The sequence below is a fragment of the Saccharopolyspora antimicrobica genome (genome assembly GCF_003635025.1).
GTDB classification, from domain to species: Bacteria; Actinomycetota; Actinomycetes; order Mycobacteriales; family Pseudonocardiaceae; genus Saccharopolyspora; species Saccharopolyspora antimicrobica.
Map to the genome: position 1 here is coordinate 114,257 of NZ_RBXX01000001.1, position 26,196 is coordinate 140,452.

Annotated in this window: 23 protein-coding genes and 2 rRNA genes; 3 read left to right on the forward strand and 22 right to left on the reverse strand. The window is 70.1% G+C overall.

What is annotated here, in order from left to right:
- Nucleotides 1-4 precede the first annotated feature (4 nt).
- From ATL45_RS00495 to cmk, 4 genes are all read right to left on the reverse strand, one after another.
- Nucleotides 5-682: a response regulator gene (locus ATL45_RS00495; protein ID WP_093157069.1), complete on the reverse strand. Its 678-nt coding sequence runs from the start codon at nt 680-682 to the stop codon at nt 5-7.
- A gap of 92 nt (nt 683-774) precedes the next feature.
- Complete coding sequence (gene der / locus ATL45_RS00500; protein WP_093157070.1) at nt 775-2,208, reverse strand: ribosome biogenesis GTPase Der; 1,434 nt, start codon at nt 2,206-2,208, stop codon at nt 775-777.
- Nucleotides 2,205-2,879, reverse strand: coding sequence for a lysophospholipid acyltransferase family protein (locus ATL45_RS00505; RefSeq protein WP_093157072.1), 675 nt, complete (start codon nt 2,877-2,879; stop codon nt 2,205-2,207). The genes der and ATL45_RS00505 overlap by 4 nt, the downstream gene beginning before the upstream one ends.
- On the reverse strand, nt 2,876-3,598 hold the full coding sequence (gene cmk, locus ATL45_RS00510) for a (d)CMP kinase (RefSeq protein ID WP_093157074.1): 723 nt from the start codon (nt 3,596-3,598) through the stop codon (nt 2,876-2,878). Before cmk ends, ATL45_RS00505 begins: the two co-directional genes overlap by 4 nt.
- A gap of 147 nt (nt 3,599-3,745) precedes the next feature.
- Here cmk and ATL45_RS00515 point away from each other — a divergent pair, with 147 nt between their 5' ends.
- On the forward strand, nt 3,746-4,228 hold the full coding sequence (locus ATL45_RS00515; RefSeq protein ID WP_093157075.1) for a cation:proton antiporter regulatory subunit: 483 nt from the start codon (nt 3,746-3,748) through the stop codon (nt 4,226-4,228).
- Between the two features lie 118 nt (nt 4,229-4,346).
- On the forward strand, nt 4,347-5,522 hold the full coding sequence (locus ATL45_RS00520) for a cation:proton antiporter (protein WP_093157077.1): 1,176 nt from the start codon (nt 4,347-4,349) through the stop codon (nt 5,520-5,522).
- A gap of 260 nt (nt 5,523-5,782) precedes the next feature.
- Here the strand turns inward: ATL45_RS00520 and ATL45_RS00525 are convergent, their stop codons facing one another.
- The 16 genes from ATL45_RS00525 to ATL45_RS00600 form a co-directional block, all read right to left on the reverse strand.
- Entirely contained in the window at nt 5,783-6,541 is a 759-nt protein-coding gene (locus tag ATL45_RS00525) for a pseudouridine synthase (RefSeq protein WP_093157078.1), read from the reverse strand.
- Nucleotides 6,531-7,232, reverse strand: a complete 702-nt coding sequence (gene scpB / locus ATL45_RS00530) for an SMC-Scp complex subunit ScpB (protein WP_093157080.1) — start codon at nt 7,230-7,232, stop codon at nt 6,531-6,533. The genes ATL45_RS00525 and scpB overlap by 11 nt, the downstream gene beginning before the upstream one ends.
- A complete protein-coding gene (locus tag ATL45_RS00535) occupies nt 7,229-8,077 on the reverse strand; it encodes a segregation and condensation protein A (protein ID WP_093157081.1) in 849 nt (282 codons plus the stop codon). Before ATL45_RS00535 ends, scpB begins: the two co-directional genes overlap by 4 nt.
- Nucleotides 8,074-8,415, reverse strand: a complete 342-nt coding sequence (locus tag ATL45_RS00540) for a hypothetical protein (RefSeq protein WP_093157083.1) — start codon at nt 8,413-8,415, stop codon at nt 8,074-8,076. Before ATL45_RS00540 ends, ATL45_RS00535 begins: the two co-directional genes overlap by 4 nt.
- Complete coding sequence (locus tag ATL45_RS00545; RefSeq protein WP_093157084.1) at nt 8,412-9,353, reverse strand: ParA family protein; 942 nt, start codon at nt 9,351-9,353, stop codon at nt 8,412-8,414. Before ATL45_RS00545 ends, ATL45_RS00540 begins: the two co-directional genes overlap by 4 nt.
- Before the next feature lie 165 nt (nt 9,354-9,518).
- A complete protein-coding gene (xerD, locus tag ATL45_RS00550) occupies nt 9,519-10,466 on the reverse strand; it encodes a site-specific tyrosine recombinase XerD (protein WP_093157128.1) in 948 nt (315 codons plus the stop codon).
- Nucleotides 10,463-11,113: an NUDIX domain-containing protein gene (locus tag ATL45_RS00555; protein ID WP_093157129.1), complete on the reverse strand. Its 651-nt coding sequence runs from the start codon at nt 11,111-11,113 to the stop codon at nt 10,463-10,465. Before ATL45_RS00555 ends, xerD begins: the two co-directional genes overlap by 4 nt.
- Before the next feature lie 98 nt (nt 11,114-11,211).
- Nucleotides 11,212-12,918, reverse strand: a complete 1,707-nt coding sequence (gene pyrG, locus ATL45_RS00560) for a CTP synthase (RefSeq protein ID WP_093157086.1) — start codon at nt 12,916-12,918, stop codon at nt 11,212-11,214.
- A gap of 397 nt (nt 12,919-13,315) precedes the next feature.
- Nucleotides 13,316-14,245, reverse strand: coding sequence for a copper transporter (locus tag ATL45_RS00565; protein WP_093157087.1), 930 nt, complete (start codon nt 14,243-14,245; stop codon nt 13,316-13,318).
- Nucleotides 14,242-15,426, reverse strand: a complete 1,185-nt coding sequence (gene steA, locus ATL45_RS00570; RefSeq protein ID WP_093157089.1) for a putative cytokinetic ring protein SteA — start codon at nt 15,424-15,426, stop codon at nt 14,242-14,244. The genes ATL45_RS00565 and steA overlap by 4 nt, the downstream gene beginning before the upstream one ends.
- A 98-nt stretch (nt 15,427-15,524) precedes the next feature.
- The gene (recN, locus tag ATL45_RS00575; RefSeq protein ID WP_093157090.1) at nt 15,525-17,333 is read right to left on the reverse strand and encodes a DNA repair protein RecN; all 1,809 of its coding nucleotides are present in this window, start codon (nt 17,331-17,333) and stop codon (nt 15,525-15,527) included.
- A gap of 79 nt (nt 17,334-17,412) precedes the next feature.
- Entirely contained in the window at nt 17,413-18,306 is an 894-nt protein-coding gene (locus ATL45_RS00580) for an NAD kinase (RefSeq protein WP_093157092.1), read from the reverse strand.
- Nucleotides 18,307-18,317: 11 nt separating this feature from the next.
- Complete coding sequence (locus tag ATL45_RS00585; RefSeq protein WP_093157093.1) at nt 18,318-19,157, reverse strand: TlyA family RNA methyltransferase; 840 nt, start codon at nt 19,155-19,157, stop codon at nt 18,318-18,320.
- Nucleotides 19,158-19,161: 4 nt separating this feature from the next.
- Nucleotides 19,162-19,389: a hypothetical protein gene (locus ATL45_RS00590; RefSeq protein ID WP_093157095.1), complete on the reverse strand. Its 228-nt coding sequence runs from the start codon at nt 19,387-19,389 to the stop codon at nt 19,162-19,164.
- A gap of 94 nt (nt 19,390-19,483) precedes the next feature.
- Nucleotides 19,484-20,488 carry an HAD-IIA family hydrolase gene (locus ATL45_RS00595; protein ID WP_093157096.1) on the reverse strand — a complete coding sequence of 335 codons (1,005 nt, stop codon included), beginning with the start codon at nt 20,486-20,488 and terminating at the stop codon, nt 19,484-19,486.
- Nucleotides 20,485-21,465, reverse strand: a complete 981-nt coding sequence (locus ATL45_RS00600; RefSeq protein WP_246025090.1) for a tetratricopeptide repeat protein — start codon at nt 21,463-21,465, stop codon at nt 20,485-20,487. Before ATL45_RS00600 ends, ATL45_RS00595 begins: the two co-directional genes overlap by 4 nt.
- A gap of 27 nt (nt 21,466-21,492) precedes the next feature.
- Between ATL45_RS00600 and ATL45_RS00605 the strand changes: the two genes are divergently transcribed.
- Nucleotides 21,493-22,569, forward strand: a complete 1,077-nt coding sequence (locus ATL45_RS00605; RefSeq protein WP_143121727.1) for a hypothetical protein — start codon at nt 21,493-21,495, stop codon at nt 22,567-22,569.
- 280 nt (nt 22,570-22,849) lie between these two features.
- On the opposite strand, the gene rrf is transcribed toward ATL45_RS00605, so the two are convergent.
- Together rrf and ATL45_RS00615 are read right to left on the reverse strand one after the other, a co-directional pair.
- Nucleotides 22,850-22,966, reverse strand: a 5S ribosomal RNA gene (gene rrf, locus ATL45_RS00610).
- A 133-nt stretch (nt 22,967-23,099) separates the two neighbouring features.
- A 23S ribosomal RNA gene (locus ATL45_RS00615) occupies nt 23,100-26,172 on the reverse strand.
- Nucleotides 26,173-26,196 lie beyond the last annotated feature (24 nt).

Below are 26,196 nucleotides of genomic sequence, written 5' to 3' on the forward strand. Positions count from 1 at the left end.
GCGTTCACCAGCGGTCGCCCGCACCCGCGACGCGCTGCGCGATCAGCGCGGCCTGCACCCGGTTCTGCGCGCCCAGCTTGCTGAGCACAGTCGACACGTAGCTCTTGACCGTGGCCTCGGTCAGCCCGAGCCGCATCCCGATGTCGGCGTTGGAGCGCCCGTCCGACAGCAGCTCCAGCACCTGCCGCTCCCGGGCGGACAAGCCGCGCACCAGCTGCACCTCGTGCACGTTGTCGGTCGCGCCCCGGAACCGGGGCAACAGCCGCGCGGTGATCCGCGGGTCCAGCACCGCGCCACCGGCCGCCAGGTCGTGCACCGCCCGGACCAGCACCGCAGGGTCGGCGTCCTTGAGCAGGAACCCGTTGGCGCCGTAGCGCAGCGCGTCCGAGACGTAGTCGTCCAGGTCGAACGTGGTCAGCACGGCGGCCGCGGGCCGGTCCGGCAGCGAGGTCAGCTCCCGCAGCGCGGACAGCCCGTCCTTGCCCGGCATCTGCACGTCGATCAGCGCGACGTCCACGCTGTGGGCGCGCACCGCGGCGAGCAGCTCGTGCCCGTCGCCCGCCTCGGCGACCACCCGGATCGTGCCGCTGCTCTCCAGCAGCAACCGCAGGCCCCGCCGCAGCATGGCCTCGTCGTCGGCCAGCACCACCCGGATCGGATCCCCGCCGTTCACCGCCTGCACCTCTCGGTCACCTCCCCTGCTCCGAAAGGGTTGCTGAGCAGACTAGCGGGGTGTCCCGGAGGCAGCGCGCACACCACCCGAGCGAAGGGTGATCAGCGACGACCGCCCTTGCTGGCCTTGCGCTCGCGCACCCGCACCGAGATCCGCACCGGGCTGCCGACGAAGCCGAAGGTCTCCCGGAGCTTGCGCTCCAGGAAGCGCCGGTAGCCCGCCTCCAGGAAGCCGGTGGTGAACAGCACGAACGTCGGCGGCCGGGTCTGCGCCTGGGTGGCGAACAGGATCTTCGGCTGCCGACCGCCGCGCACCGGCGGCGGGTTGGCCGCGACGAGCTCGGACAGCCAGCCGTTCAACCGGCCGGTGGGCACCCGGGTGTCCCACGAGTCCAGCGCGGTGCGCAGCGTCGGGGCCAGCTTGGCCACCGCCCGGCCGGTCTTGGCCGAGACGTTGACCCGCTCCGCCCAGCGCACCCGGACCAGCTCGCGGTCGATCTCCTTCTCCAGCTGGCGGCGGCGGTCGTCGTCGACGAGATCCCACTTGTTGTAGGCGATCACCAGCGCCCGGCCTGCCTCCACCACCATGGTGATCACCCGCAGGTCCTGCTCGCTGAGCGGCTCGGACCCGTCGATGAGCACGATGGCGACCTCGGCGGCCTCGATGGCGGCCTTGGTGCGCAGCGAGGCGTAGTACTCGGTGCCGCTGGCGGTCTTGACCCGCTTGCGCAGGCCCGCGGTGTCGACGAACCGCCACACCTCGTCGTCGAGCTCCACCAGCGAGTCCACCGGGTCGACCGTGGTGCCCGCGACGTCGTGCACCACCGACCGCTCCTCGCCGGTCAGCTTGTTGAGCAGGCTCGACTTGCCCACGTTGGGCTTGCCGACCAGGGCGACCCGCCGCGGCCCGCTGGAAGCCCCGAACACCTCGCGCGGGGTTTCCGGGAACGCCTCCAGCACGGCGTCGAGCAGGTCACCGGAGCCGCGCCCGTGCAGCGCGCTGACCGGCATCGGCTCGCCCAGGCCCAGCGACCACAGCGAGTGCACGTCGGAGACGCCGCGCTGGTCGTCGACCTTGTTGGCGGCCAGCAGCACCGGCCGCTTGGACCGGCGCAGCACCCGCGCCACGGCTTCCTCGGTCTCGGTGGGCCCCACGCGCGCGTCCACCACCAGCAGCACCGCGTCCGCGGTGTGCATGGCCAGCTCCGCCTGCGCGGCGACCGAGGCCATCAGGCCCTTCGCGTCGGGCTCCCAGCCTCCGGTGTCGACCACCGTGAACCGGCGGCCGTTCCACAGCGCGTCGTAGGCGACCCGGTCCCGGGTCACGCCCGGGGTGTCCTGCACGACGGCTTCACGACGGCCCAACAACCGGTTGACCAGCGTCGACTTGCCCACGTTGGGGCGGCCGACCACGGCCAGCACCGGCTGCGGCACCGGCGGTGCGGCGTCCTCCGGGGCGGAGACCCCGTCGAACTCGGCCCATTCGGCCTCGTCGGACCACGTGCCGTCCAGGCCTTCCAGCGACTCGTCGGTCACGCTCGTTTCCCTCTCACATCGTCTTCGCGGTGGTCGGCGACCAGCCGGTCCAGTTCGGCGATCAGCTCGACCAGTTCGGTGCGCACCGCTTCGGTCGCCACGACCAGGCCGGTGCGGCCCTTGCCCGCGGGCAGCGCGATCGGCTCGCCGAACAGCACGTCGATCCTGGGCAGAAGCCTACGGCCCCGGCCTTCCGGACGTCGGGTGCCCCGGACCGCGACCGGCAGCACCTGAGCGCCGGACGCCCGCGCCAACCAGGCCGCACCGTGCTGCGCGCTCTCCACGTCGCCGGACCCGCGGGTGCCCTCGGGGAAGACGCCGACCAGCCCGCCCGCCTTGAGCACCCGCACCGCGGTCAGCAGCGGCGTGCGGTCGGCCTCGCCGCGCCGCACCCCGATCTGCCCGATTCGGCGCAGGAACCAGCCCAGCGCGCCCTTGAACATCTCCTGCTTGATCAGGAACACCGCCGGGCGCGGCAGCATTCCGAGCAGCAGCGGCCCGTCCAGCAGCGAGCTGTGGTTGGCCACCATCACCAGCGGCCCGGTGCGCGGGACGCGGTCGGCCCGGTGCACGCGGACCCGGAACGGCAGCCGCACGATCCGGCGCGAGATCCACCGGCCGAACCGGTGCATCCGGTGCGACGCGCCTTCGGGCAGTGTCTGGTCGTTCATGCGCCCGGACTCCCGTCGGTGAGCAGGCCGCGGCTCTCGACGTGCTTGTGCAGCTGTTCGAGCACACCGGCCACGTCCAGGTCGGTGGTGTCCAGCTCCAGCGCGTCGTCGGCCTTGCGCAGCGGCGCGACCTTGCGCCCGGAGTCCAGCGCGTCCCGGCGCTGCACGTCGGCGTGCGTGCGGTCCAGATCCCCGGCCCGGCCCTCGGAGACGTCCTGGGCGGTGCGCCGCTCGGCGCGGGCCGTCGAGGACGCCGTCAGGTAGACCTTCAAACCGGCGTCGGGCACCACGACGGTGCCGATGTCGCGGCCCTCGACCACGATGCCGCCGGGTTCGCGCAGAGCGCGGCCGATCAGCTCCCGCTGCAGCGCGACCAGCTGGTCGCGCACCTCGGCCACCGCCGACACCGCCGAGACCGCGCGGGTGACCTCCGGGCCGCGGATCTCCTGCCCGACGTCCTGGCCGTCGAGCAGCACCCCGGGCCGCTCCGGGTCGGTGCCCATGGTCAGCTCCGCCGCGCGCACCACGCGCACGACCTCGACCTCGTCCGAGGGCTCGACCTGCGCGCGCAGCACTGCCAGCGTCACGGCGCGGTACATCGCGCCGGTGTCGAGGTAGGTCGCGCCCAGTGCCGCGGCCAACTTGCGGGACACCGTCGACTTGCCGGTGCCCGACGGACCGTCGAGGGCCACCACACCGCGGAGCCTGGCGTGTGCCACGTGCTCTTCCTCCTGATCGTCGCCGCACCCGGCCGACGGCCGGACCAACCGTCCATTCTGCCTGGTCCCCGGCCGCCGGTCCGCATCGCGTCCCGATCCACTCGAACTGCCGGACAAATCCCGCCGATCACGGAATATGGTGAGCGGGTGGATGTAACAGTGACCCCGCTCCCGGGCCTGGGCACGCGGCAGGACTTCACCACCCGATCCGGCCACCGCATCGGCGTGATCACCTACCGGGACGGCCGGTTCGAGCTGATCGTCTCCGACCACGAGGACCCGGACAAGGTCGCCGCCTCCGTCGACCTGACCACCGCCGAGACCAGCGCGCTGGCCAACCTGCTGGGCGCCCCGCAGCTGGTCGCGAAGCTCACCGAGCAGCAGCGCGAGGTCACCGGGGTCACCACCTGGCAGCTGCCGCTCCCGCCGGGGTCGCCCTACGACGGCCGCACCCTCGGCGACACCGAGATGCGCACCCGCACCTCGGTGTCGATCGTCGCGGTGGTCCGCGACGGCACCGTGCACGCCTCGCCCCGCCCGGACTTCGAGTTCGCCGGCGGCGACCTGGTGGTCGTCGTGGGCACCAGCACGGGGCTGCGCGCCGCCAGTGAAATCCTGGAGAAGGGCTGACCGCAGCCCGCTCCGCCCGCCCGGTCCCCGACCGGGACACGCGTCGCCAACGCCGGTCCCGCGCGTGTCGGACCCACGACAACTCCATACGCAGGTAACACGCGAGAGGAACACCACGGTGCACGACACGGCGATCTCGTTGATCGAGCTCGGCGCGGTTTTCTTCGGTCTCGGCGTGCTGGGCAGGCTCGCCTGGAAGATCGGGATATCCCCGATCCCCCTGTACCTGCTGGGCGGGCTGGCGTTCGGCACCGGTGGGCTGGTCCCGCTGCACGGCATCGAAGCGTTCACGCACCTGGCCTCCGAGATCGGCGTGGTCCTCCTGCTGCTCCTGCTGGGGCTGGAGTACTCCGCGGGCGAGCTGGTCACCGGGCTGCGCCGCTCGTGGTTAGCCGGCCTGATCGACATCGCGCTCAACGCGGTGCCGGGCGCCGTGGTCGCGCTGATGCTGGGCTGGGGCCCGATCGGTGCGCTGACCATGGCGGGCGTCACCTACATCTCCTCCTCCGGCATCGTCGCGAAGGTCCTCGGGGACCTGGGTCGACTGGGCAACCGGGAAACCCCGGTGATCCTGTCGATCCTGGTCTTCGAGGACCTCGCGATGGCCGTCTACCTGCCGATCCTCACCGCGCTGCTGGCCGGCGTCAGCTTCCTCGGCGGGCTCACCGCCGTCGGGGTGTCGCTGGTGGTGATCACCCTGGTGCTGGTCATCGCGCTGAAGTTCGGCAAGTACGTCTCGGCGCTGATCGACAGCCCGGACCCGGAGGTCTTCCTGCTGCGGCTGCTCGGCTCGGCGCTGCTGGTCGCGGGCATCGCCTCGGAGCTGCAGGTCTCGGCCGCGGTCGGCTCGTTCCTGCTGGGCATCGCGATCTCCGGTTCGACCGCGGCGAACGCGACCCGGATGCTGGAGCCGCTGCGCGACCTGTTCGCCGCGCTGTTCTTCGTGGTGTTCGGGCTGAACACCGACCCGTCGCAGATCCCGCCGGTGCTGCCGGTGGCGCTGGCACTGGCGCTGATCACCGCGGCGACCAAGATCGTCACCGGCTGGCTGGCCTCGCAGATGCAGGGCGTGGGCCGGATGGGCCGCGCGCGGGCCGGTGCCGCCCTGGTGGCGCGCGGCGAGTTCTCCATCGTGATCGCCGGGCTGGCGGTGGCCTCGGGCGCGGTGTCCGGTGAACTGGCCGCGCTGGCCACCGCCTACGTGCTGCTGATGGCGATCCTCGGCCCGGTCGCGGCGCGCGTGGTCGAGCCGGTGGCCCGGCTGTTCGTCCGCCGCACCGCGCCCAAGGCCTAGATGTTGATTCCAGGCTCGTTCTGCGTGGCGGTGCGGGTAGCGGAACCTCAGAGCTTCCCTGGACTGCGGGTGCCCCTCCTGATGTATGTCCCGCACGGCGGCGGGGCCGTCCTCGCCAGGAAAGCACTGAGAACCCGCGGCGGTGCGAGCTACGAGGGTGGGTTAAGCGCTGCGCGCTTGCGACAGCTCGTGCCGGTGTTGCGATACGCCTCGCGGCCTCGACCAAAGAACTCAGTCGTCAAAAGCCCGAGCCCCAGGCGTCACATCCCGACGATGCGGTACAGGGAGCCGACTTCCTGGCGGTTGAGCGGGCGGATGGCGCCGGGGCGCTCCGTGGTCAGGCGGACGTCGCCGATCCGGGTGCGCACCAGGCGCTGCACCGGGTGGCCGACGTGCTTGAGCAGCCGCCGCACGATGCGCTTGCGGCCCTCGTGCAGCACGACCTCCACCAGCGCCCGGTTCTGGTTGGTGTCGACCAGCTTGAACCGGTCGACCTTCACCGGGCCGTCCTCCAGCTCGACGCCCTCGCGCAGCTTTTGGCCAAGGTCCTTCGGGATCGGGCCGATGACCTCGGCGAGGTAGGTCTTGCGCACCTTGTAGGACGGGTGCATCAGCCGGTTGGCCAGCTCGCCGTCGTTGGTGATCAGCAGCAGGCCCTCGGTGTCCTGGTCAAGCCGCCCGACGTGGAACAGCTTGCCCTGGCGCTCCCGCAGGTAGTCACCGATGCACGGGCGGCCCTTGTCGTCGGACATGGTGCACAGGATGCCGCTGGGCTTGTTGAGCAGCAGGTGGGTCAGGTTGTCGTTGACCATCACCCGGTCGCCGTCGACGTGGATCACCGCGGTCGCCGGGTCGACGCGGCGGCCCAGCTCCATGACCACCTCGCCGTCGACCTCGATGCGGCCTTCGACGATCATCTCCTCGGCCGCGCGCCGCGAGGCCACTCCGGCCTGGGACAGCACTTTCTGCAGGCGCACGCCTTCCGCGGCGGCGTTGGACGGGCGGTTCTCAGACGTCATCGATCGAATCCACTTCGGGCAGCAAGGGGGCGAGCGGCGGCAGGTCCTTCAGCGACGACAGGCCCAGCCGCTCCAGGAACAGCTCGGTCGTGCAGTACAGGATGCCGCCCGTCTCCGGGTCGGTCCCGGCCTCTTCGATTAGGCCGCGCCCTACCAGGGTACGGATGACGCCGTCGACGTTCACACCCCGTACTGCCGCCACCCGTGAGCGGGTCACCGGCTGCCGGTAGGCGATGACCGCCAGCGTCTCCAGCGCGGCGCGGGTCAGCTTCGAGCGCTGCCCGTCGAGCAGGTAGCGCTCGACGTAGGGCGCGTAGGTCTCCCGCGTGTAGAACCGCCACCCGTCGCCGACGCGGCGCAGGTCGATGCCGCGCTCGGAGTCGGCGTACCAGGCGGAGAGCCGCTGCAGCGCCTGCCGGATCCGCCGCACCGGCTGCTCCAGGGTGTCGGCCAGCAGCTCCTCGCCTGCGGGCACGTCGACCACCAGCAGCAGCGCCTCCAATGCAGCGTCGAGCGCGGCGTCGGACGTGAGATCCGGAGCGCTCGAAGTCTCAGTTTCCGCCTCTCCGCGATTCACAGTTGTGGTTGCGTCCGGATCAATCTCGCGTTCCGCGGTTTCTTGTGGCTGGGTTGCGTCACGGTCCCCTGAGGTGCGGTTGAGCTGTACTGGGGTTGGCACAGGTTCGCTCATCCGTACTCCTCCTCGTCCTCGTTGGCGCGCTGCACCTCGGCGTCGACCTTGGCCTGCTCCAGGCTGCCGCCGACCCAGCGCACGACCAGCTCTCCCAGCGGCGTCTCCTGCTCGAACTGCAGCACCTTCTCGCGGTAGAGCTCCAGCAGCGCCAGGAACCGGGCCACCACCTCCACGGTGTGCCCGCAGTCGGAGGTCAGCTCCGGGAAGGTGGCGCTGCCCTTCTCGGCCAGCCGCACCCGCAGCAGCGCCGCGTGCTCGCGGACGGAAACGCCGTGCTGGTGGATGTGGTCCAGCGACACCGTCGGCGGCGGCTTCGGCCGGAACACCGCGGCCGCGACCTCGGCGAACCGCTGCGGATCGACCCCGATCCGCACTTCAGGCAGCAGGTTCTCGAACCTCTCCTCCAGCGCCACCGAGCGCGGGTAGCGCCGCAGCGCCCCGGCCTCCAGCTCACCGAACAGCGCCGCCACCTGCTTGTACGCCCGGTACTGCAGCAACCGCGCGAACAGCAGGTCGCGGGCCTCCAGCAACGCGAGGTCCGCCTCGTCCTCCACGTCGGCCGCGGGCAGCAACCGGGCTGCCTTGAGGTCGAGCAGCGTCGCGGCGACCACCAGGAACTCGGTGACCTCGTCGAGGTCCCACTGCTCGCCCAGCGCCCTGGTGTAGGCGATGAACTCGTCGGTGACCTTGTGCAGCGCCACCTCGGTGACGTCGAGCTGGTGCTGCGAGATCAGCTGCAGCAGCAGGTCGAAGGGGCCTTCGAAGTTCTCCAGGCGGACGGTGAACTTGCCGGTGCCGCCGGACTCCCCAGCTGCCTGCTCCCCGGCAACGGGTTCGGTCACTCGCCGGGCTCCCGCAGGCGGCGGACCAGCTCCGAATCGGCACCTCGCTCGTCGAGGTCGGCCAGCAGCGCCGCGACCGCTTCCCGCACCACCCGGCCGCGGTCCACGGCGATGCCGTGGTCGGCCCGCAATGCCAGTCGCGCCTGCTCCAAGCCCAGCAACTCCTCGTCGGAGACGTACACGGTGATCTTCGCGTCGTGCTTGCGCCGACCCGACCCGGACCGCCCGGCACGGGCGGGCGCGGCCGGTGCCGCTTCCGGCACGTCGGCGTGATCCGCGCGAGGAACAGTAGTACGGAAGAGCTCGGCGGCTCCCGGCAGGGCGGCCCGCCGGGTCATCTGGCGATCACCTCGCGGGCCAGCGCCCGGTACGCCTGGGCGCCCGCGGAGCGCGGCGCCCAGCGGGTGATCGGCTCCCCGGCGACCGTGGTCTCCGGGAACCGCACCGTGCGGTTGATCACCGCGTCGAACACCACGTCGCCGAACGCCTCCACCACCCGGGCCATGACCTCGCGGGAGTGCAGCGTGCGCGGGTCGAACATGGTGGCCAGTATCCCGCTGATCTCCAGCTTCGGGTTCAGCCGCTCCTGCACCTTCTCGATGGTGTCGATCAGCAGCGCCACCCCGCGCAGGCTGAAGAACTCGCACTCCAGCGGGATGATCACGCCGTCGGCGGCGGCCAGCGCGTTGACCGTCAGCAGGCCCAGCGACGGCTGGCAGTCCACCAGGATGTAGTCGTAGTCGGCCAGCGCGGGCTGCAGGACCCGGTGCAGCGTCTGCTCCCGGCCCACCTCGGCGACCAGCTGCACCTCGGCGGCGGACAGGTCGATGTTGCTGGGCAGCAGGTCCATGCCGTCGACGGAGGTCCGGCGGACCACGTCGTGCACGCTGACCGACCGCTCCATGATCACGTTGTAGATCGTCTGATCCAGCTGGTGCGGCTGGACCCCGAGGCCGACCGAGAGCGCGCCCTGCGGATCGAAGTCCACCAGCAGCACCCGGCGCCCGTACTCCGCCAGCGATGCGCCGAGGTTGATCGTCGACGTGGTCTTGCCCACTCCGCCCTTCTGGTTGCACATCGCGAGGACCGCGGCGGGACCGTGCCGGTCCAGCAGCGGCGGTTCCGGGATGTGCCGAAGCGGCCGGCCGGTGGGACCGAGACCGCGCGGATTCGGCGCCAGGTCAGCGCCTTCCACGCGGCCCGTCGTCTCGGGGGCGATGCTCAGGTCGACCGCACCCCGGGACCGCCCTTCGGCGGAGGGCTGCGGCAGCGACATGGCGATCAGACTCCTTTTGGGTACCGGTGGCGATCAACCGCAGCCTAAGTGGCATTCACTACCAGCGGCAACGCGCCTCGCCGGGGTGTCCGAAGTTCCTTGTGATCTCCGTGTGATCAACGTCTACCGCCAATCCCGCCGCGCCGCATGCGCAGCGCGAGCAACTCACCCCGAAGCGTAAGCACGCGGGTGGGCCGTCGCGTACACCTCGCGCAAAGCGTTCACGGTGACCAGCGTGTAGACCTGGGTCGTGGTGACCGAGGCGTGCCCGAGCAGTTCCTGCACGACGCGGACGTCCGCGCCGCCCTCCATCAGGTGCGTGGCGAAGGAGTGCCGCAGCACGTGCGGGGAAACGTCACCGCCGATCCCGGCGCGCCGCGCCGCGGTCTTCAGCGCGTTCCACGCGCTCTGCCGGGAAAGCCTGCCACCGCGCGAGTTCACGAAGATCGCCGCGCTGCCGCGGCCGCGCGCCACCAGCGCCGGCCGGGCCCGCACCAGGTAGGCGTCGAGGGCTTCCAGCGCGGGACGGCCGATCGGCACCAGCCGCTGGCGGCCGCCCTTGCCGTCGAGCCGGACGGTCCGGTCGGTGCGGTCGACGTCGTCGAGGTCCAGGCCGACGGCTTCGGAGATCCGCGCACCGGTGGAGTACAGCAGTTCCAGCAGTGCCCGGTCCCGCAGTCCTTTGGCGTCGTCGCCACCGGCGTGCTCGAGCAGGGTGCCGACATCGCCGATGGACAGCGCTTTCGGCAACCGCTTCGGCAGGCTCGGCGGCGCGACCTCGCGCGCCACGTCGACCGCGAGCTTTCCCTCGGCGTGCGAGAACCTGTGCAGTCCCCGCGCCGCCACCAGCGCCCTGGCCGCCGAGGACGAGGCCAGCGGCGGCCGCTGCTCGGTGCCCTCCCGGAGTTCGGCCAGGAAGTCCGAGAGGTGCTGGGCGCGCACTTCACCGAGCCCGGCGATCCCCGCGCTCACCAGGAATTCGGCGTACCGGCGCAGATCCCGGGCGTAGGAGTCCAGCGTGCTGCGAGCGGTGCCGCGCTCCACCGCGAGGTGGTCGAGATAACCGCTGATCGCTTCGCGCAGCCCGATGGGCAGTGCGTCGAGCCCTTTCACCGCGCCAGCCGCCGCCGGAACCGCTCCGGCCGGTCCGTCCACTCCGCGTCGACCGGCCGCCCACGGCGGTCACCGTCGCGCACCGCCTTGGCCGCGAGCAGCCCCGACACCGCGGGCGAGTTCACGATCTCCCCGGCCAGCACCATGTCCACTGCTTCGGCGAAGGGCACCCGGCGCACGACCAGATCGGCCTCCTCGTCCCCGACCGCATCCGGGCGGTCCACATCGGACAGCCCGGTGGCCAGGAAGATCCGGATGCTCTCGTCGGTGAAACCGGGCGAGGACGCGACGTCCACCAGCACCGACCAGTCCGCGGCCGCGACACCGGCCTCCTCGACCAGCTCCCGCTGCGCGGTCCGGACCGGGGCCTCCCCGGCGACGTCCAGCAGTCCCGCGGGCAGCTCCCAGAGCCGCCGCCCCACCGGGTAGCGGTACTGGTGCACCAGCACCACCCGGTCCTGCTCGTCGACGGCGACCACGGCCACCGCACCGAGGTGCTCGACGACCTCGCGCCGCGCATGCCCGCCACCGGGCATCCCGACCTCGTCGGCCCGCAGCGCGAGGATCTTGCCGACGTAGACGTCCTCGCTGGCCAGGGTGGTGAACTCGTGCTCGCCGTTGGTGCGCGCCACACCGCTTCCCGTCATGTCCACGCCGCCCACCCTAGAGCCGGCGGGCGCGGCGCGGCGAGCGGCGCGGTCTCGCCGGGGCCGGGAATTCTCCGGCCTCCGGCGAGATCACCTGGTCACGCGCTCGGCGCGGGCTCCTCGGCCGGCTCCAGCTCGACCGGCAGCCGCTCGGCGGCGCGGTAGTCCAGCGCGGCCTTGACGAACGCGGCGAACAGCGGGTGCGGACGGGTCGGGCGGCTCTTGAGCTCCGGATGCGCCTGGGTGCCCACGAAGAACGGGTGCTCCTCGCGCGGCAGCTCCACGAACTCCACCAGCCGGCCGTCCGGCGAGGTGCCGGAGAACACCAGGCCCGCCTTGCTCAGGCGGTCGCGGTAGGCGTTGTTCACCTCGTAGCGGTGCCGGTGCCGCTCGGCCACCTCGGTCGAACCGTAGGCCTCGGCCACGATCGAGCCGTCGCGCAGCTTCGCCGGGTAGGAACCCAGCCGCATGGTGCCGCCCATGTCCCGGTCGCCCGAGAGCACGTCGTGCTGATCGGCCATGGTGCTGATCACCGGGTGCTGGCAGGGCTCCTCGAACTCCGCGGAGTTGGCCCGCTCCAGCCCGGCCAGCGACCGCGCCGCCTCGATCACCATGCACTGCAGGCCCAGGCACAACCCGAGGGTGGGGATGCCGTGCGTGCGGGCGTAGCGGATGGCGCCGAGCTTGCCCTCGATGCCGCGCACCCCGAAGCCGCCGGGGATCATCACGCCGTCCATCCCGGACAGCGCCCGCGCGGCGCCCTCGTCGGTCTCGCAGGTGTCCGAGCCGACCCAGGAGATCTCCACCTTGGCGCGGTGCGCGAAACCACCGGCGCGCAGCGCTTCGGTGACCGACAGGTAGGCGTCGGGCAGGTCGATGTACTTGCCGACCAGCGCGATGCGCACCTTCTCCGACGGGTTGTGCACCCGGTCGAGCAGGTCGCCCCACACCGACCAGTCCACGTCGCGGAACGGCAGCCCGAGCCGGCGCACCAGGTAGGCGTCCAGGCCCTCGCCGTGCAGCACGCGCGGGATGTCGTAGATCGACGGCGCGTCCGGGCAGGCCACCACGCCGTCGGAGTCGACGTCGCACATCAGCGCGATCTTGCGCTTGAGGTCCTCCGGCAGTTCCCGGTCGGCGCGGCACACCAGCGCGTCGGGCTGGATGCCGATGTTGCGCAGCGCGGCCACCGAGTGCTGCGTCGGCTTGGTCTTGAGCTCGCCCGACGGCGCCAGGAACGGCACCAGCGAGACGTGCAGGAAGAAGCAGTTGTCCCGGCCGACGTCGTGCCGCACCTGGCGGCAGGCCTCCAGGAACGGCAGCGACTCGATGTCGCCGACGGTGCCACCGACCTCGGTGATCACCACGTCCGGCGTGCGGCCGTCCTCGTCCGGCTCGGCCATCGCGCGGATGCGGGCCTTGATCTGGTCGGTGATGTGCGGGATGACCTGGACGGTGTCGCCCAGGTACTCGCCGCGACGCTCCTTGGCGATGACCGCGGAGTACACCTGGCCGGTCGTCACGTTGGCGTTGCGGGTCAGGTCGCGGTCCAGGAACCGCTCGTAGTGCCCGATGTCGAGGTCGGTCTCGGCACCGTCCTCGGTGACGAACACCTCACCGTGCTGGAACGGGTTCATCGTTCCCGGGTCGACGTTCAGGTAGGGGTCGAGCTTCTGCATGGTGACCCGCAGACCGCGGGAGGTCAGAAGTTCGCCCAGGCTGGACGCCGTGAGCCCCTTACCCAACGAGGAGGCCACGCCTCCCGTGACGAACACGTGCTTGATCGTGCGTGCTTGCGGCGCCAACAAATGCTCCCCGTGGTCAAGCCGTCGCCTGGCTGGATTTCTGCACTGGCAGGACGGCTGGATCCGTCGCTCCCACGGAATTCCAGCCTAACGCACGTCAGCCGAGCCGCGCACCGAGACCCCCGCTGCCGAACCAGAGCCGAACCTCCAGGTCAACCGCCATCCGGGCGGCCAACGACCTGTCGGCGAAGCTGTCCGCGCCTTATAAGCGGCGCCAGCCGCTTGGAGTACGCACGCAGAGTGACCACCGGCGGGTTCTGAGTGTTTTCCTGGCGAGGACGGGCCCCTCCGCCGTGTATCGGACATACATCAAGAGGGGCGCCCGCAGTCCAGGGAAGCACTCAGGTTCCGCCAAGCGACCACCCACGCAAACCAACCACCAGCAGACACATTGCGCTCAGCCGCGGCCGCTCGGCACCGACCCCTGCGCGCTGCTCGCCACGCCGTAGTGCCCGGCCTGCCGGTCGGCCTGCTCCCGCAGCGCCAGCACGATCGCCACCCGGCCGGAGCTGCTGCCCGCGTTGTCCACCGTCGACAGGTTCGACGCGATCGCCGGATCGGCCCGCGCCACGCCGACCGCACCGGTGCCGTCCGCCGAACCGGTCAGCACCGCGCCCTGTCCGGCGAGGTCGACCTGGGTGGCGAACCGGGCCAGCACGGCGGCCTCGTCACCGGCGTGGTCGCCCTCGAAGGGACCGCCGGTGAGCACCACCGCCAGCTGCGCGGGCCGCAGCCCCGGCGATGCGGTGGCGAAGCCGCCGTCGGCCAGCCCGGAGAACGCGGCCGCCCGCTCCTGGTCGCCGGTCTGCGGCTGGCCCGTCTGCGGGTCGAGCAGCGACAGCGGGCCGATCAGGCCGCCGGCCAGGGTGCCCGGATCGGCCGCCGTGGGCAGCTGGAGCCCGGCCGGCAGCAGCTCGGTGACCACGCGGCGCAGCTGATCGGCCCGGTCCGGATCGGCGAAGCCCTCGCCCAAGCGCACCTCGCCGGTCACGTCCGCACCCGCGTCGCGCAGCAGCTCCGACACCGCCGCCCGCCGCTGGTCGGACACCTCGGCCGAGCTGATGAGCACGACGCTGCGCTGCGCCAGCTGCCCCTGCACGGCCATCGGCGCCACCGCCGACTCGAACTGCTCGGCCCCGGCGACCTGCGCCTTCAGCGCGTTGCGCTCGGCGTCGAGCTGCTCGACCTGCCCCTGCAACGACTCCCGCTCCGCGCCGACCCCGGCCAGCAGCCGGTCGCTGATCGACGTCGAGCCGAGCACCACGCCGACCGCCAGCGCCAGGAAGACCGCGGCGACCGACACGATGTGATAGCGCATCGAGATCACGTGAGAAGCCCCTTGAAGTATGCCGCCACCTGGCCGCCCAGATCGGCGACCACGTGCATGAATGCGGTGCCCAGCCCGGAGACGAGCAGCGCCACGACCACCGCCAGCAGCACCGCGGCGATCAGCAGCACCACGGCGCTGGTCGGCGTCCGGCTGCGCTGCAGGGCGGCCACCGCGCGGCCGTCGACGATCTTGCTGCCCATCCGCAGCCGGGTCAGGAAGGTCGACGGGTTGGATCCCGACCGCCCGCTGTCCAGGAACTCCCCCAGCGTCGCGTGGAAGCCGACCGTGACCACCAGGCTCGCCTTGTGCGCATCGGCCAGCAGCAGCGCCAGGTCCTCCGGGTTGCCGGAGGCCGGGAACGTCACCGCGCCGATGCCGAGGTCCTGGATGCGCTCCAGACCGGGGGCGTGCCCGTCCAGGTGGGCCGGGATCACCAGCTCGGCGCCGCACTTGAGCGTCTCGGTGCTGATGACGTCCGGATCGCCCACGATGACGTCCGGCTTGTACCCGGCCTCGCGCAGCACGTCCGCGCCCGACTCGACGCCGATCAGCACCGGCCGGTACTCGCGGATGTACTTGCGCAGCCGCTTGAGGTCGTCGGCGTGGCCGTAGCCCGGCGCCAGCACGAGGACCGGGCGGTCCTCCAGCGACGCGCTCAGGTCGGGCACGCCGATGCCGTCCAGGATGAGCGTCCGCTCCCGGCGCAGGAACTCGATGGTGTTCGCGGAGAACGCCTCGAGCTGCGCCGACATCCCGGCCTTGGCCTCGATGAGCAGGTCGGCGACCGAGTCGGCGTCCTGCGCCGTGCCGCGGCCGACCTCCCGCTCGCCGACGAACACCCCGCCCTCGTGCAGCCGGAGCTTCGTGCCGTCCTTGATCTGGCGCGCGAACTCGGGGCCGACGCTGTCGACCAGCGCGATCCCGGCCGACAGCAGCACGTCGGGCCCGAGGTTCGGGTAGCGCCCGGAGATCGACGGGGCGGCGTTGACCACCCCGACCACACCGGCCGAGACCAGCGCTTCAGCCGTGCGCCGGTCCAGATCGGCGTGGTCGAGCACCGCGATGTCGCCGGGCCGGACCCGGCGCAGCACGTCGTCGCTGCGACGCTCGATCCGGGCGATCCCGACCACACCGGGCAGGTTCCCCTGCTGGCGAGCAAGCAGACCGCTGAGTTTCATGCACCGATGGTGACAAACCGATCACCCGATTTCGGTCCGCCACGCCGAGACAATTGACCCGTATGGCCCAGAAAATGTTCGGCCAAATAGCCCAGCTTCTACGCCCCGCTCTTCTCCTTCTTCTTGGCGGGCTTCTTCCGCCGGGAGAAGCGGGCCTGCGCCAGCTTGTACGCGGTCGCGGTGTTCAGCAGCTCCTCGGCGTGCGCGCGGCCGGTCTCGGTGGAGTCCATCCCGGCCAGCATCCGGGCCAGCTCCACCACCCGCCGCTCGTCGGCCACCACCCGCACGTCGCTGCGGGTCAGCCCGCCCTCGGAGCTGCCCTTGTCGACCACCAGGTGGCGGTCGGCGTAGGCGGCGACCTGCGGCAGGTGCGTGACGACCACGACCTGGTGGGTGCGCGCCAGCCGGGCCAGCCGCCGTCCGATCTCCACCGCGGCTCGACCGCCGACCCCGGCGTCGACCTCGTCGAAGACGAGCGTGGGCACGGTGTCGGCGTCGGCCAGCACCACCTCCAGCGCCAGCATCACCCGCGACAGCTCACCGCCCGAAGCGCCCTTGTGGATCGGCAGCGCGGGGGCGCCGGAGTGCGCGATCAGCTGCAGCTCGACCTCGTCCACGCCGTCCGGTCCCGCGTGCACGCTCTCGCCGCGCACCTGCAGCGCGCTCGGGTCGCCCGCGTCGGCCGGCTTCGGCTGCACCACGACCTCCAGCCGGGCTTGCGCCATGGCCAGGCCGTCCAGCTCCTCGGACACCGCCGCCGAGAGCCCGACCGCGGCCTCCCGCCGCGCTTCGGTGAGCTCCGCGGCCAGCTCGGCCAGTTCCGCGGCGAGCTCGTCGCGACGCGCGGCCAGCGCCGCCAGCGCCTCCTCCGAGGTGTCCATTCCGGACAGCCGGGCGCGGGCTTCCTCCGCCCAGGCCAGCACGCCGTCGACGTCCGCCGCGTACTTCTTGGTCAGCATCTTGAGCTCGGCCTGCCGGGCCAGCACCTGCTCCAGGCGGGCCGGATCGGCGTCCAGCCGGTCCAGGTACCCGCCGAGCTCGCCACCGACATCTGCCAGCACCGCAACGGCTTCGGCCACCCGCGGCTCCAGCTCCCGCAGCGCCGGGTCCTCGGCGGTGGACAGCCGCCGCCGGGCCTCGCCGATCAGCCCGATCGCACCGGGCGCGTCCGGATCCCCGTCCGCCGCACCGGTCAGCGCGTGGTGGGCACCCGCGGCGATCTCCCGCAGCTGGTCCACGTCCGCCAGCCGCCGGGCCTCGTCGACCAGCGCGACGTCCTCGCCCGGTTCCGGCCCGACCGCCTCGATCTCGCTCAACCCGTGCCGCAGCAGGTCGGCTTCCCTGGCCAGTTCCCGCGAGCGCTCGGTGCGTTCGGTCAGCTCCCGGACCGCCTCGGCCCATTCCGCGCGCACCCGCTGGTAGTTCGCGAGCACCTGAAGCACCGGTTCCCCGGCGAAGCGGTCGAGCACCGCCCGCTGCTCGCCGGAGCGCAGCAACCGCAGCTGGTCGTTCTGGCCGTGCACCGCCAGAACCTGCTCGGCCAGCTCGGACAGCACGGCGTTGGGCACCGAACGGCCGCCGAGGTGGGCGCGGGAACGACCGTCGGCGGTGACCGTGCGCAGCGCGATGAGGCTCCCGTCCTCGTCGGGTTCGGCCCCGGCGTCGGAAGCGACCTTGGCCGCAGGTGAGTCGATCGTGGTCTGGAACCGGCCCTCCACGACAGCACGCTGCGCACCGGAGCGGACCCGGGAGGCGTCGGCGCGACCGCCGCCGAGCAGGTGCAACCCGGTGACCACCATCGTCTTGCCGGCCCCGGTCTCACCGGTGACCACGGTCAACCCCGCGTGCAGTGCGAGCGTGGCGTCGTCGATGACGCCCAGTCCCTGGATGCGCATCTCCGCCAACACATCAAGCACCCTACTGGCACGCCCGGACGCGCGACGCCCCGCTGGGAATAACGAAACGCTGAACTCGCCCGTGCGCTGCTCAGGGCGTGGCGGGGCCGCGCCAGCCCTGCACGGGGAGCTCGAACTTGCGCACCAGGCGGTCGGTGAAAGCGGTGTCGTGCAACCGCACCAGGCGCAGCGGGCTGTCCCCGGCCACGACCTCGACCCGCGCGCCGGGCGGCAGGTCGAAGTGCCGCTGCCCGTCGCAGCTGAGCACCGCGTGGTGCCCGTACTGGTCGATCTCCACCGCTACCAGCGATTCCCGCGACACCACCAGCGGCCGGGCGAACAGCGCGTGCGCGTTGCTCGGCACGACCAGCAGCGCCTGCACTTCGGGCCACACCACCGGGCCGCCGGCGGAGAACGCGTACGCCGTGGATCCGGTCGGCGTGGAGCAGAGCACGCCGTCGCAGCCGAACGCCGACACCGGATGCCCGTCGACCTCCACGACCACGTCGAGGATCCGCTCCCGGCTGCTCTTCTCCACGCTGGCCTCGTTGAGCGCCCAGGTGCTGGCCAGCACCTGGCCGTCGAGCTTCGCGGTGACCTCGACCGTCATCCGCTCCTCGACGTGGTACCGGCCCGCCACCACGGCGGACAGCGCCTCGTCCAGCGCATCGGAATCGGCCCCGGCCAGGAATCCGACCCGGCCCAGGTTCACGCCGAACACCGGGACGTCGGCCAGCCTGGCCAGCTCGGCCGCGCGCAGCAGCGTGCCGTCGCCACCGAGCACGAGCACCAGCTCCGTGCCCGCAGCCGCCTGCGCTCCCGGCGCCACCACCCTGCTGTAGCAGTCCGGGCTGAGCTCAGGCGCCTCTTCCGCCAGCACCCGGACCCGCAGGCCGGCGCCGATCAGCTGACCGGCGACCTTCTCCGCGGTGCGCAGGTTGTGCTGCCTGCCGGTGTGCACCACCAGCAGCACCTCTCGGGTCAACTCCCACTCCTCTACCGGTGCGAGTTCTTGACCGCGGTCTGCGGCCCCTGGCGAACCGCGTCCGCCACCAGCTCTTCGGCTGCCGCCACGTCGGTGCTCTCGCCCGGCCGCAGCCACAGGAAGTACTCCACGTTCCCGGACGGGCCGGGCAGCGGACTGGCCACGACACCGCGCAGCCCCAGACCGCTCTCCGCCGCGACCTGCACGACCTCCAGCACCGCCTCGGCCCGCAGCTGCGGATCGCGGACCACCCCGCCCGAACCCAGCCGCTGCTTGCCGACCTCGAACTGCGGCTTGACCATCGGCACCAGGTCGGCGTCCGCGCTCGCGCAGGCGGCCAGCGCGGGCAGCACCAGCTTCAGCGAGATGAACGACAGGTCCGCCACCACCAGGTCGACCTGACCGCCGATGGTCTCCGGGGTCAGCGCGCGGACGTTGGTCCGGTCGTGGATGTGCACCCGCTCGTCGGTCTGCAGCTTCCAGACCAGCTGCCCGTACCCGACGTCGACGGCCTCCACCTCGCGAGCGCCGCGCCGCAGCAGCACATCGGTGAACCCGCCGGTCGACGCACCCGCGTCCAGGCACCTGCGACCGGCCACGGTCAGACCGCGGGGTTCGAAAGCTTCGAGAGCACCCAGCAACTTGTGCGCACCGCGCGAGGCCCAGCCGGGATCGTCGATGTCCTCGGCGACCACCACCGGCGCATCCGTCTCGACCGCGGTGGCGGACTTGCGCGCGACCATGCCGCGCACGCTCACCCGTCCCGCGTCGACCAGTTCGGAGGCGTGCTCGCGGGAGCGCGCCAGCCCGCGGCGAACCAGTTCGGCATCCAACCGAGCCCTGCGTGGCACTGCGTCAGCTCCTGTGTGCACTCGTTGCGGAGAGGAGGTGGTCGGCCTTCGACAGCGCGTCGGTGAGCGCGGTGTGCACCGCCTCGAACCGTTCGACGTGCTCGGCGACGGGCATCTCCCGCACCTCGTCGAGTCCGGCGACCGCCGTCGCGATGGCGTCGATCGCCGACTGGCCGTCGTCGGCCTGGCGCGCCAGCATCGCGGGATTCGGCATCTGCCCCGGAGAGGTCATCCGCTCCTGCTCCCCTCGATCTCGCCGCGACACCTGTGCGGCGACGCCTCCACGCTATCGGAACGCCCTGACGCGGACACCGCGAGTCGGTGGCTCAGGCCAACCCGAGTTCGCGCAGCGCGGCCTTCGCGTGCTCGTCCGCGGCGCGCACCTCGACAGCGCCCGACGAAACGGCCCACCACGCCGCGCACAGCGCCCGCAACGCGGCGAGCGCATCGGCTTCGCCGTCGGCCCGGGACAGCTCCAGCCCGGAGTCCTCGACCCGGACCTGCCACCCGTCCTGCGCGCCGATCGCGATCTCCGCGGGTGCTTGCAGCAGTCCGCGGAGATCGGCGGCGACGTGGTCGGGGCGCATCTGCGCGGAAGCGGCGAGCAGGTCGCCGGCAGTGCTCACACCGGTCAGCACCATCAGCGACGGCATCCCGGCGTTGACCGCACCGGCGATGTCGGTGTCCAGCCGGTCACCGACCATCAGCGGCGCTCGGCCGCCCGCCGAGTCGACGGCGCGATCCAGCAGCGGGCGCTCCGGCTTGCCCGCCACCAGCGGTTCCTGGTCGGTGGCCGCGCGCAGCAGCTCGACCAGCGAACCGTTGCCTGGCATCAGACCGCGTTCGGTCGGCAGCGTCCGGTCGCCGTTGCACGCCACCCACAGCGCGCCGGCCCGGATCGCCAGGCACGCCTCGGCGAGATCGCGGTAGGCGATCTCGGTGGACAGCCCCTGCACGACGGCGACCGGTTCGTCGGCGAAGTCCGACACCGGCACCAGACCTGCTCGGTCCACTTCGGACGCCAGCGCGGCGGAACCGACGACCAGCACCCGGGAACCGGCGGGCAGCTTCTCCGCCAGCACCGCGGCGCCTGCCTGCGCGCTGGTGCTGACCTCGGATCGCTCCGCGGTCAGCCCCAGAGCCGCGAGGTGGTCGACGACCGCCTGGTCCGGCTTCGACGCGTTGTTGGTGACGTAGCGGACCTGGACGCCGCGGCGGTGCACCTCCCGGACTGCCTCAAAGGCACCGGGAACGAGTTCACCGCCGCGGAAGACCGTGCCGTCCAGGTCGAACAGCACGACGTCGTGGCCGTCGAGCAGCGTGCCGCTCACTGCGCTCGCGCGCTCCCTTCAGCGTCACCATCGACGACGTCCTTCTTCGGCGCAGAGGCCTCGGCGGCCTCCGGCGCGGAGTCGATCGCGTCGTCCTCCTCCGCGACAGCCTTCTCCGCCTCGTCGTCGAGCTCTTCCTCGTCGTCGAGGGCGTCCTCGTCCAGCTCGTCCTCGTCGGAGTCGTCGAGCTCGTCCTCGTCGGAGATCCCGGCCGCGGCCTCGGCCTCGGTCACGAGCTCCTCGACGACCTCGGGCCCGCCGAGCTTCTCGGCCAGCTCCTCCAGGCGCTCCGGAGCGTCGGTCTCCTCCTCGTCGTCGGCGTGCGCCGCGTGCACGAACCAGGTGAAGGCTTCGCGCTCGCGACCGGCGGCGAGCAGGTTGTCCGCGTAGGCGTAGAACAGCCGCGCGCTCCACGGGTCCTGCTGCTGCGGGTCCAGCTCCGGGATCTGCAGGCTCACCACGGAAGCCTCGATCTCACCGAGGTCCCGGCGAGCGCCGGCAGCCACGATGCGCAGCTCGACGGCGTCCTCCTGCTCCAGCTGAGTCGCCTCCTGGCTGCGGGCGAGCTCGACCGCGCGCTCGGGCCGGCCCAGCGCGCGCTCGCAGTCGGCCATCATCGCGAGGTGGCCGGGGCCGCCCGCGATGCGACGAGCCGCACGCAGCTCGGACAGCGCCTCGCTCCACTCACCGGCCAGGTACGCGGCGAGCCCGTTGGCTTCGCGCACGGACGGGATGCGGGAGGCCTTCTGCCGGGCGAAGCGGGCGTGCTCGAGCGCCTTCACCGCGTCGTCATCGACCAGCTGGCCGGCCGCGACGAGGTGCTGCGCGACCTTGTCCGCCAGGCCCTTCGGCAGCGGCAGCAGCTCGCGGCGCACCTCGGGGTCGAGCTCCTTGGGGTCGATGCCCTCGGGCAGCTCCGGCTCCTGCAGCTTGGGCTCGACGGCCTCGTCCGCCTGCTGCTCCGCGCCCTCGCGCACTCCGCCGCGGTCGTCACGACGGTCGTCGTGCCTGCGGTCGTCGCGGCGCGGGCCGCGCCGGTCGCGGTCCGGCCGGCCACCCCGGTCGAACCGGTCGCCGTCCCGACGCGGACGGTCATCGCGGCGGAAGCCACCGCGGTCGTCGCGCCGGTCGTCACGGCGGGGACGGTCGTCGAAGTCGCGGCGAGGCCGGTCCTTGAAGTCGCGATCGTCCCGACGCGGGCGGTCGTTGAAGTCGCGACGGGGACGGTCCTTGAAATCGCGGTCATCACGACGGGGACGGTCGCCGAAGTCGCGGTCGTCCCGGCGGGGACGATCCTTGAAGTCCCGGTCGTCACGGCGGAACCCACCGCGCTTGTCGTCGCGGCGGAAACCACCACGGTCGTCACGACGGTCATCACGGCGGAAGTCGCCGCGCTTGTCATCGCGGCGGAAGCCGCCACGGTCATCGCGCTTGTCGTCACGACGGAAGTTGTCCCGGCGATCCCGGTCGTCCCGGCGGAAACCACCGCGATCGTCGCGCTTGTCGTCACGACGGAAGCCACCACGGTCGTCACGACGGAAGTTGTCACGACGGTCACCGCGGTCATCGCGGCGGAAACCACCGCGATCGTCGCGCTTGTCGTCACGACCGAAACCGCCGCGGTCGTCACGACGGAAGTTGTCACGACGCTCGCCGCGGTCATCGCGGCGGAAACCACCACGGTCGTTTCCGCGGAAACCGCCGCGGTCGCCTCCGCGATCATTCCCGCGGTCGTCGCGCCGGTCCCGGTCGTCGCGCCGGAAGCTGCCGCGATCGCGGTCGTCACGGCGGAAGTCGCGACGCGGTCCGCGATCACTGCGCGGTCCGCGGTCGTTGAAGCCGCGGTCGTCCCGGCGGAAACCACCGCGGTCGTCGCGACGGTCATCACGGCGGTCGTTGTCGCGCCGGTCGTTGTCGCGGCGGAAACCGCCACGGCGGTCCTGGCCGCCCTGGCCGCGGCCGCCGAAGTCGTCCCGGCCCTTGCGGTCGTCGCGGTAGCCACCGCGGCCGCGGTCATCGCGGTCGTTGCGGAAGCCGCCGCGGTCGTCCCGCGAGCCGAAACGGCGCTGGCCGCCTTGTGAATCCCGGCGCTCGTAGCTCCCGCGGCCACCTTGGCCGCTTCGGCCGGCACCGGCCCCGCGGCGAGAGTCGCCGCGCCTGTCGTCGGAACCGGACACCGAACCTCCTGAAGCAGAAAAACTGAAGTCCCACCAGCGTAGCCCCACCTATCGGCGGGCCGCGGTGGGCCGCACCCCTGATGTGAGCGGGGGCAACTCGCGGTCGTGAAGTCGTTCATGAAAAAGGGGCCGACCGGAGATCCGTCCCGCAAGGACGGGTCCGGTCGGCCCCTCTCAATTAGTGTGTCGGCGGTGTCTTACTCTCCCACACCCTGTCGAGTGCAGTACCATCAGCGCTGGGGAGCTTAGCTACCGGGTTCGGAATGGGACCGGGCGGACCCTCCCCGCCATCGCCACCGACAACCCTAAACCCACCCACAGGCGGGAAAACCACAGGTCGTCACCGTATCGATGACACACAAATATTCTGTTAAGCCTGACCAACAACCATGGTTGTTGTCTCAGACACCATATAGTGGGTGCGAGCAATCTTCGTGAACAAGTCCTCGGCCTATCAGCACCAGTCAACTCCACACATTACTGTGCTTCCATATCTGGCCTGTCAACCCAGTCATCTACTGGGGGCCTTACCCCACAAAGGGTGGGAGACCTCATCTAGGAACAGGCTTCCCGCTTAGATGCTTTCAGCGGTTATCCCTCCCGAACATAGCCAACCAGCCACGCCCTTGGCAGAACGACTGGCACACCAGAGGTTCGTCCATCCCGGTCCTCTCGTACTAGGGACAGCCTTCCGCAAGTCTCCTACGCGCGCGGCGGATAGGGACCGAACTGTCTCACGACGTTCTAAACCCAGCTCGCGTGCCGCTTTAATGGGCGAACAGCCCAACCCTTGGGACCAACTCCAGCCCCAGGATGCGACGAGCCGACATCGAGGTGCCAAACCATGCCGTCGATATGGACTCTTGGGCAAGATCAGCCTGTTATCCCCGGGGTACCTTTTATCCGTTGAGCGACACCGCTTCCACCAGCCAGTGCCGGATCACTAGTCCCTGCTTTCGCACCTGCTCGACCCGTCAGTCTCACAGTCAAGCTCCCTTATACACTTACACTCAACACCTGATTGCCAACCAGGCTGAGGGAACCTTTGGGCGCCTCCGTTACCCTTTAGGAGGCAACCGCCCCAGTTAAACTACCCACCAGGCACTGTCCCCGATCCGGATCACGGACCCGAGTTAGATGCCCAGAACGACCAGAGTGGTATTTCACCAACGACTCCACACCCACTAGCGTGAATGCTTCACAGTCTCCCACCTATCCTACACAAGCCGAACCAAACACCAATACCAAGCTATAGTAAAGGTCCCGGGGTCTTTCCGTCCTGCCGCGCGAAACGAGCATCTTTACTCGTACTGCAATTTCACCGGGCCTGTGGTCGAGACAGCGGAGAAGTCGTTACGCCATTCGTGCAGGTCGGAACTTACCCGACAAGGAATTTCGCTACCTTAGGATGGTTATAGTTACCACCGCCGTTTACTGGCGCTTAAATTCTCCGCTACACCCTTACGGGTTCACGGGTCCTCTTAACGTTCCAGCACCGGGCAGGCGTCAGTCCATATACATCGCCTTACAGCTTCGCATGGACCTGTGTTTTTAGTAAACAGTCGCTTCTCCCTGGCCTCTGCGACCACCACCAGCTCCCACCGCAAGGGTGTTCACCAGCAATGGCCCCCCTTCTCCCAAAGTTACGGGGGCAATTTGCCGAATTCCTTAACCACAGTTCACCCGACCGCCTCGGTATACTCTACCTGACCACCTGTGTCGGTTTCGGGTACGGGCCATGCACACACTCGCTAGAGGCTTTTCTCGACAGCATGGGATCACTCACATCACCACAACGGCTACGCATCACCCCTCACCCACATGGTGTGCGGATTTGCCTACACACCGGGCTACAGGCTTACACCAGTACAACCACTCACTGGCAGAGCTACCCTCCTGCGTCACCCCATCACTTAACTACCGCCCAATCAGGTCCCATGCACCCATCACACTCGTCCGAAGACTCATGTGACAAGCGGATGGTTAGTATCAAAGGTTTCGCTATGGACGCGTATGCACGGGTACGGGAATATCAACCCGTTATCCATCGACTACGCCTGTCGGCCTCGCCTTAGGCCCCGACTCACCCTGGGCGGACGAACCTTCCCCAGGAACCCTTGGTCATCCGGCGGAAGAGATTCTCACTCTTCACTCGCTACTCATGCCTGCATTCTCACTCCCACACACTCCACAACACCTTCCAGTGCTGCTTCACCGCGTGCAGGACGCTCCCCTACCCAACAACACTAATGTGCTATTGGCATGGCTTCGGCGGTGCGCTTCAGCCCCGCTACATTGTCGGCGCAGGACCACTTGACCAGTGAGCTATTACGCACTCTTTCAAGGATGGCTGCTTCTAAGCCAACCTCCTGGTTGTCTCAGCGATCCCACATCCTTTCCCACTAAGCGCACACTTAGGGGCCTTAGCCGATGCTCTGGGCTGTTTCCCTCTCGACGATGAAGCTTCTCCCCCACCGTCTCACTGCCACGCTCAACTCAGATGTATTCGGAGTTTGGCTGATCTCAGTAACCCGCGAAGGCCCATCAACCAACCAGTGCTCTACCCCACCCAAGCAACACGCAACGCTGCACCTAAATGCATTTCGGGGAGAACCAGCTATCACGGAGTTTGATTGGCCTTTCACCCCTACCCACAACTCATCCCCCAGGTTTTCAACCCTGGTGGGTTCGGGCCTCCACACGGTCTTACCCGCGCTTCACCCTGGCCATGGGTAGATCACTCCGCTTCGGGTCTACACCACGCGACTCAGACGCCCTATTCAGACTCGCTTTCGCTCCGGCTACCCCCAACGGGTTAACCTCGCCACGCAGCAGTAACTCGCAGGCTCATTCTTCAAAAGGCACGCCATCACAACTGCTAAGGTTGCTCTGACGGTTTGCAGGCACACGGTTTCAGGAACTCTTTCACTCCCCTCCCGGGGTACTTTTCACCATTCCCTCACGGTACTATCCACTATCGGTCACCAGGAAGTATTTAGGCTTAGCGAGTGGTCCCGCCAGATTCACAGCACCCTCCACGGAAACGCTGCTACTCGGGAACACCATCACACGCATGAATCGCATTTTCGCCTACCGGGCTCTCACCGTCTACGGCCAGGTTTCCCAACCTGTTCAACTAACACGAAACACCACGCTGAGACGTCGGTAGCCGCCTCCAACAGTGCCCCACAACCCCGCACACGCAACCCCTACCAGGTATCCCACGCGCACGGTTTAGCCTCCTCCGCTTTCGCTCGCCACTACTCACGGAATCACCAGTGTTTTCTCTTCCTACGGGTACTAAGATGTTTCACTTCCCCGCGTTCCCCCTCATACCCTATACATTCAGGCATGAGTAACCCGACATCACTCGGGCTGGGTTTCCCCATTCGGACACCCTCGGATCACAGCTCGGTTGACAGCTCCTCGAGGACTATCGCGGCCTCCCACGTCCTTCATCGGCCCCTGGTACCAAGGCATCCACCATGTGCCCTACATAACTTGGCCACAAAGATGCTCGCACCCACTATA

What these genes read in the sequence shown, in the direction of transcription:
- ATL45_RS00540 (WP_093157083.1), bottom strand. Translation starts at nt 8,415, where the DNA reads ATGACCCGGCGGGCCGCCCTGCCGGGAGCCGCCGAGCTCTTCCGTACT.
- ATL45_RS00590 (WP_093157095.1), bottom strand. Translation starts at nt 19,389, where the DNA reads ATGACCTCTCCGGGGCAGATGCCGAATCCCGCGATGCTGGCGCGCCAG.
- ATL45_RS00525 (WP_093157078.1), bottom strand. Translation starts at nt 6,541, where the DNA reads ATGACGTCTGAGAACCGCCCGTCCAACGCCGCCGCGGAAGGCGTGCGC.
- ATL45_RS00545 (WP_093157084.1), bottom strand. Translation starts at nt 9,353, where the DNA reads ATGTCGCTGCCGCAGCCCTCCGCCGAAGGGCGGTCCCGGGGTGCGGTC.
- ATL45_RS00555 (WP_093157129.1), bottom strand. Translation starts at nt 11,113, where the DNA reads ATGACGGGAAGCGGTGTGGCGCGCACCAACGGCGAGCACGAGTTCACC.
- steA (WP_093157089.1), bottom strand. Translation starts at nt 15,426, where the DNA reads ATGAAACTCAGCGGTCTGCTTGCTCGCCAGCAGGGGAACCTGCCCGGT.
- scpB (WP_093157080.1), bottom strand. Translation starts at nt 7,232, where the DNA reads ATGAGCGAACCTGTGCCAACCCCAGTACAGCTCAACCGCACCTCAGGG.
- ATL45_RS00505 (WP_093157072.1), bottom strand. Translation starts at nt 2,879, where the DNA reads ATGAACGACCAGACACTGCCCGAAGGCGCGTCGCACCGGATGCACCGG.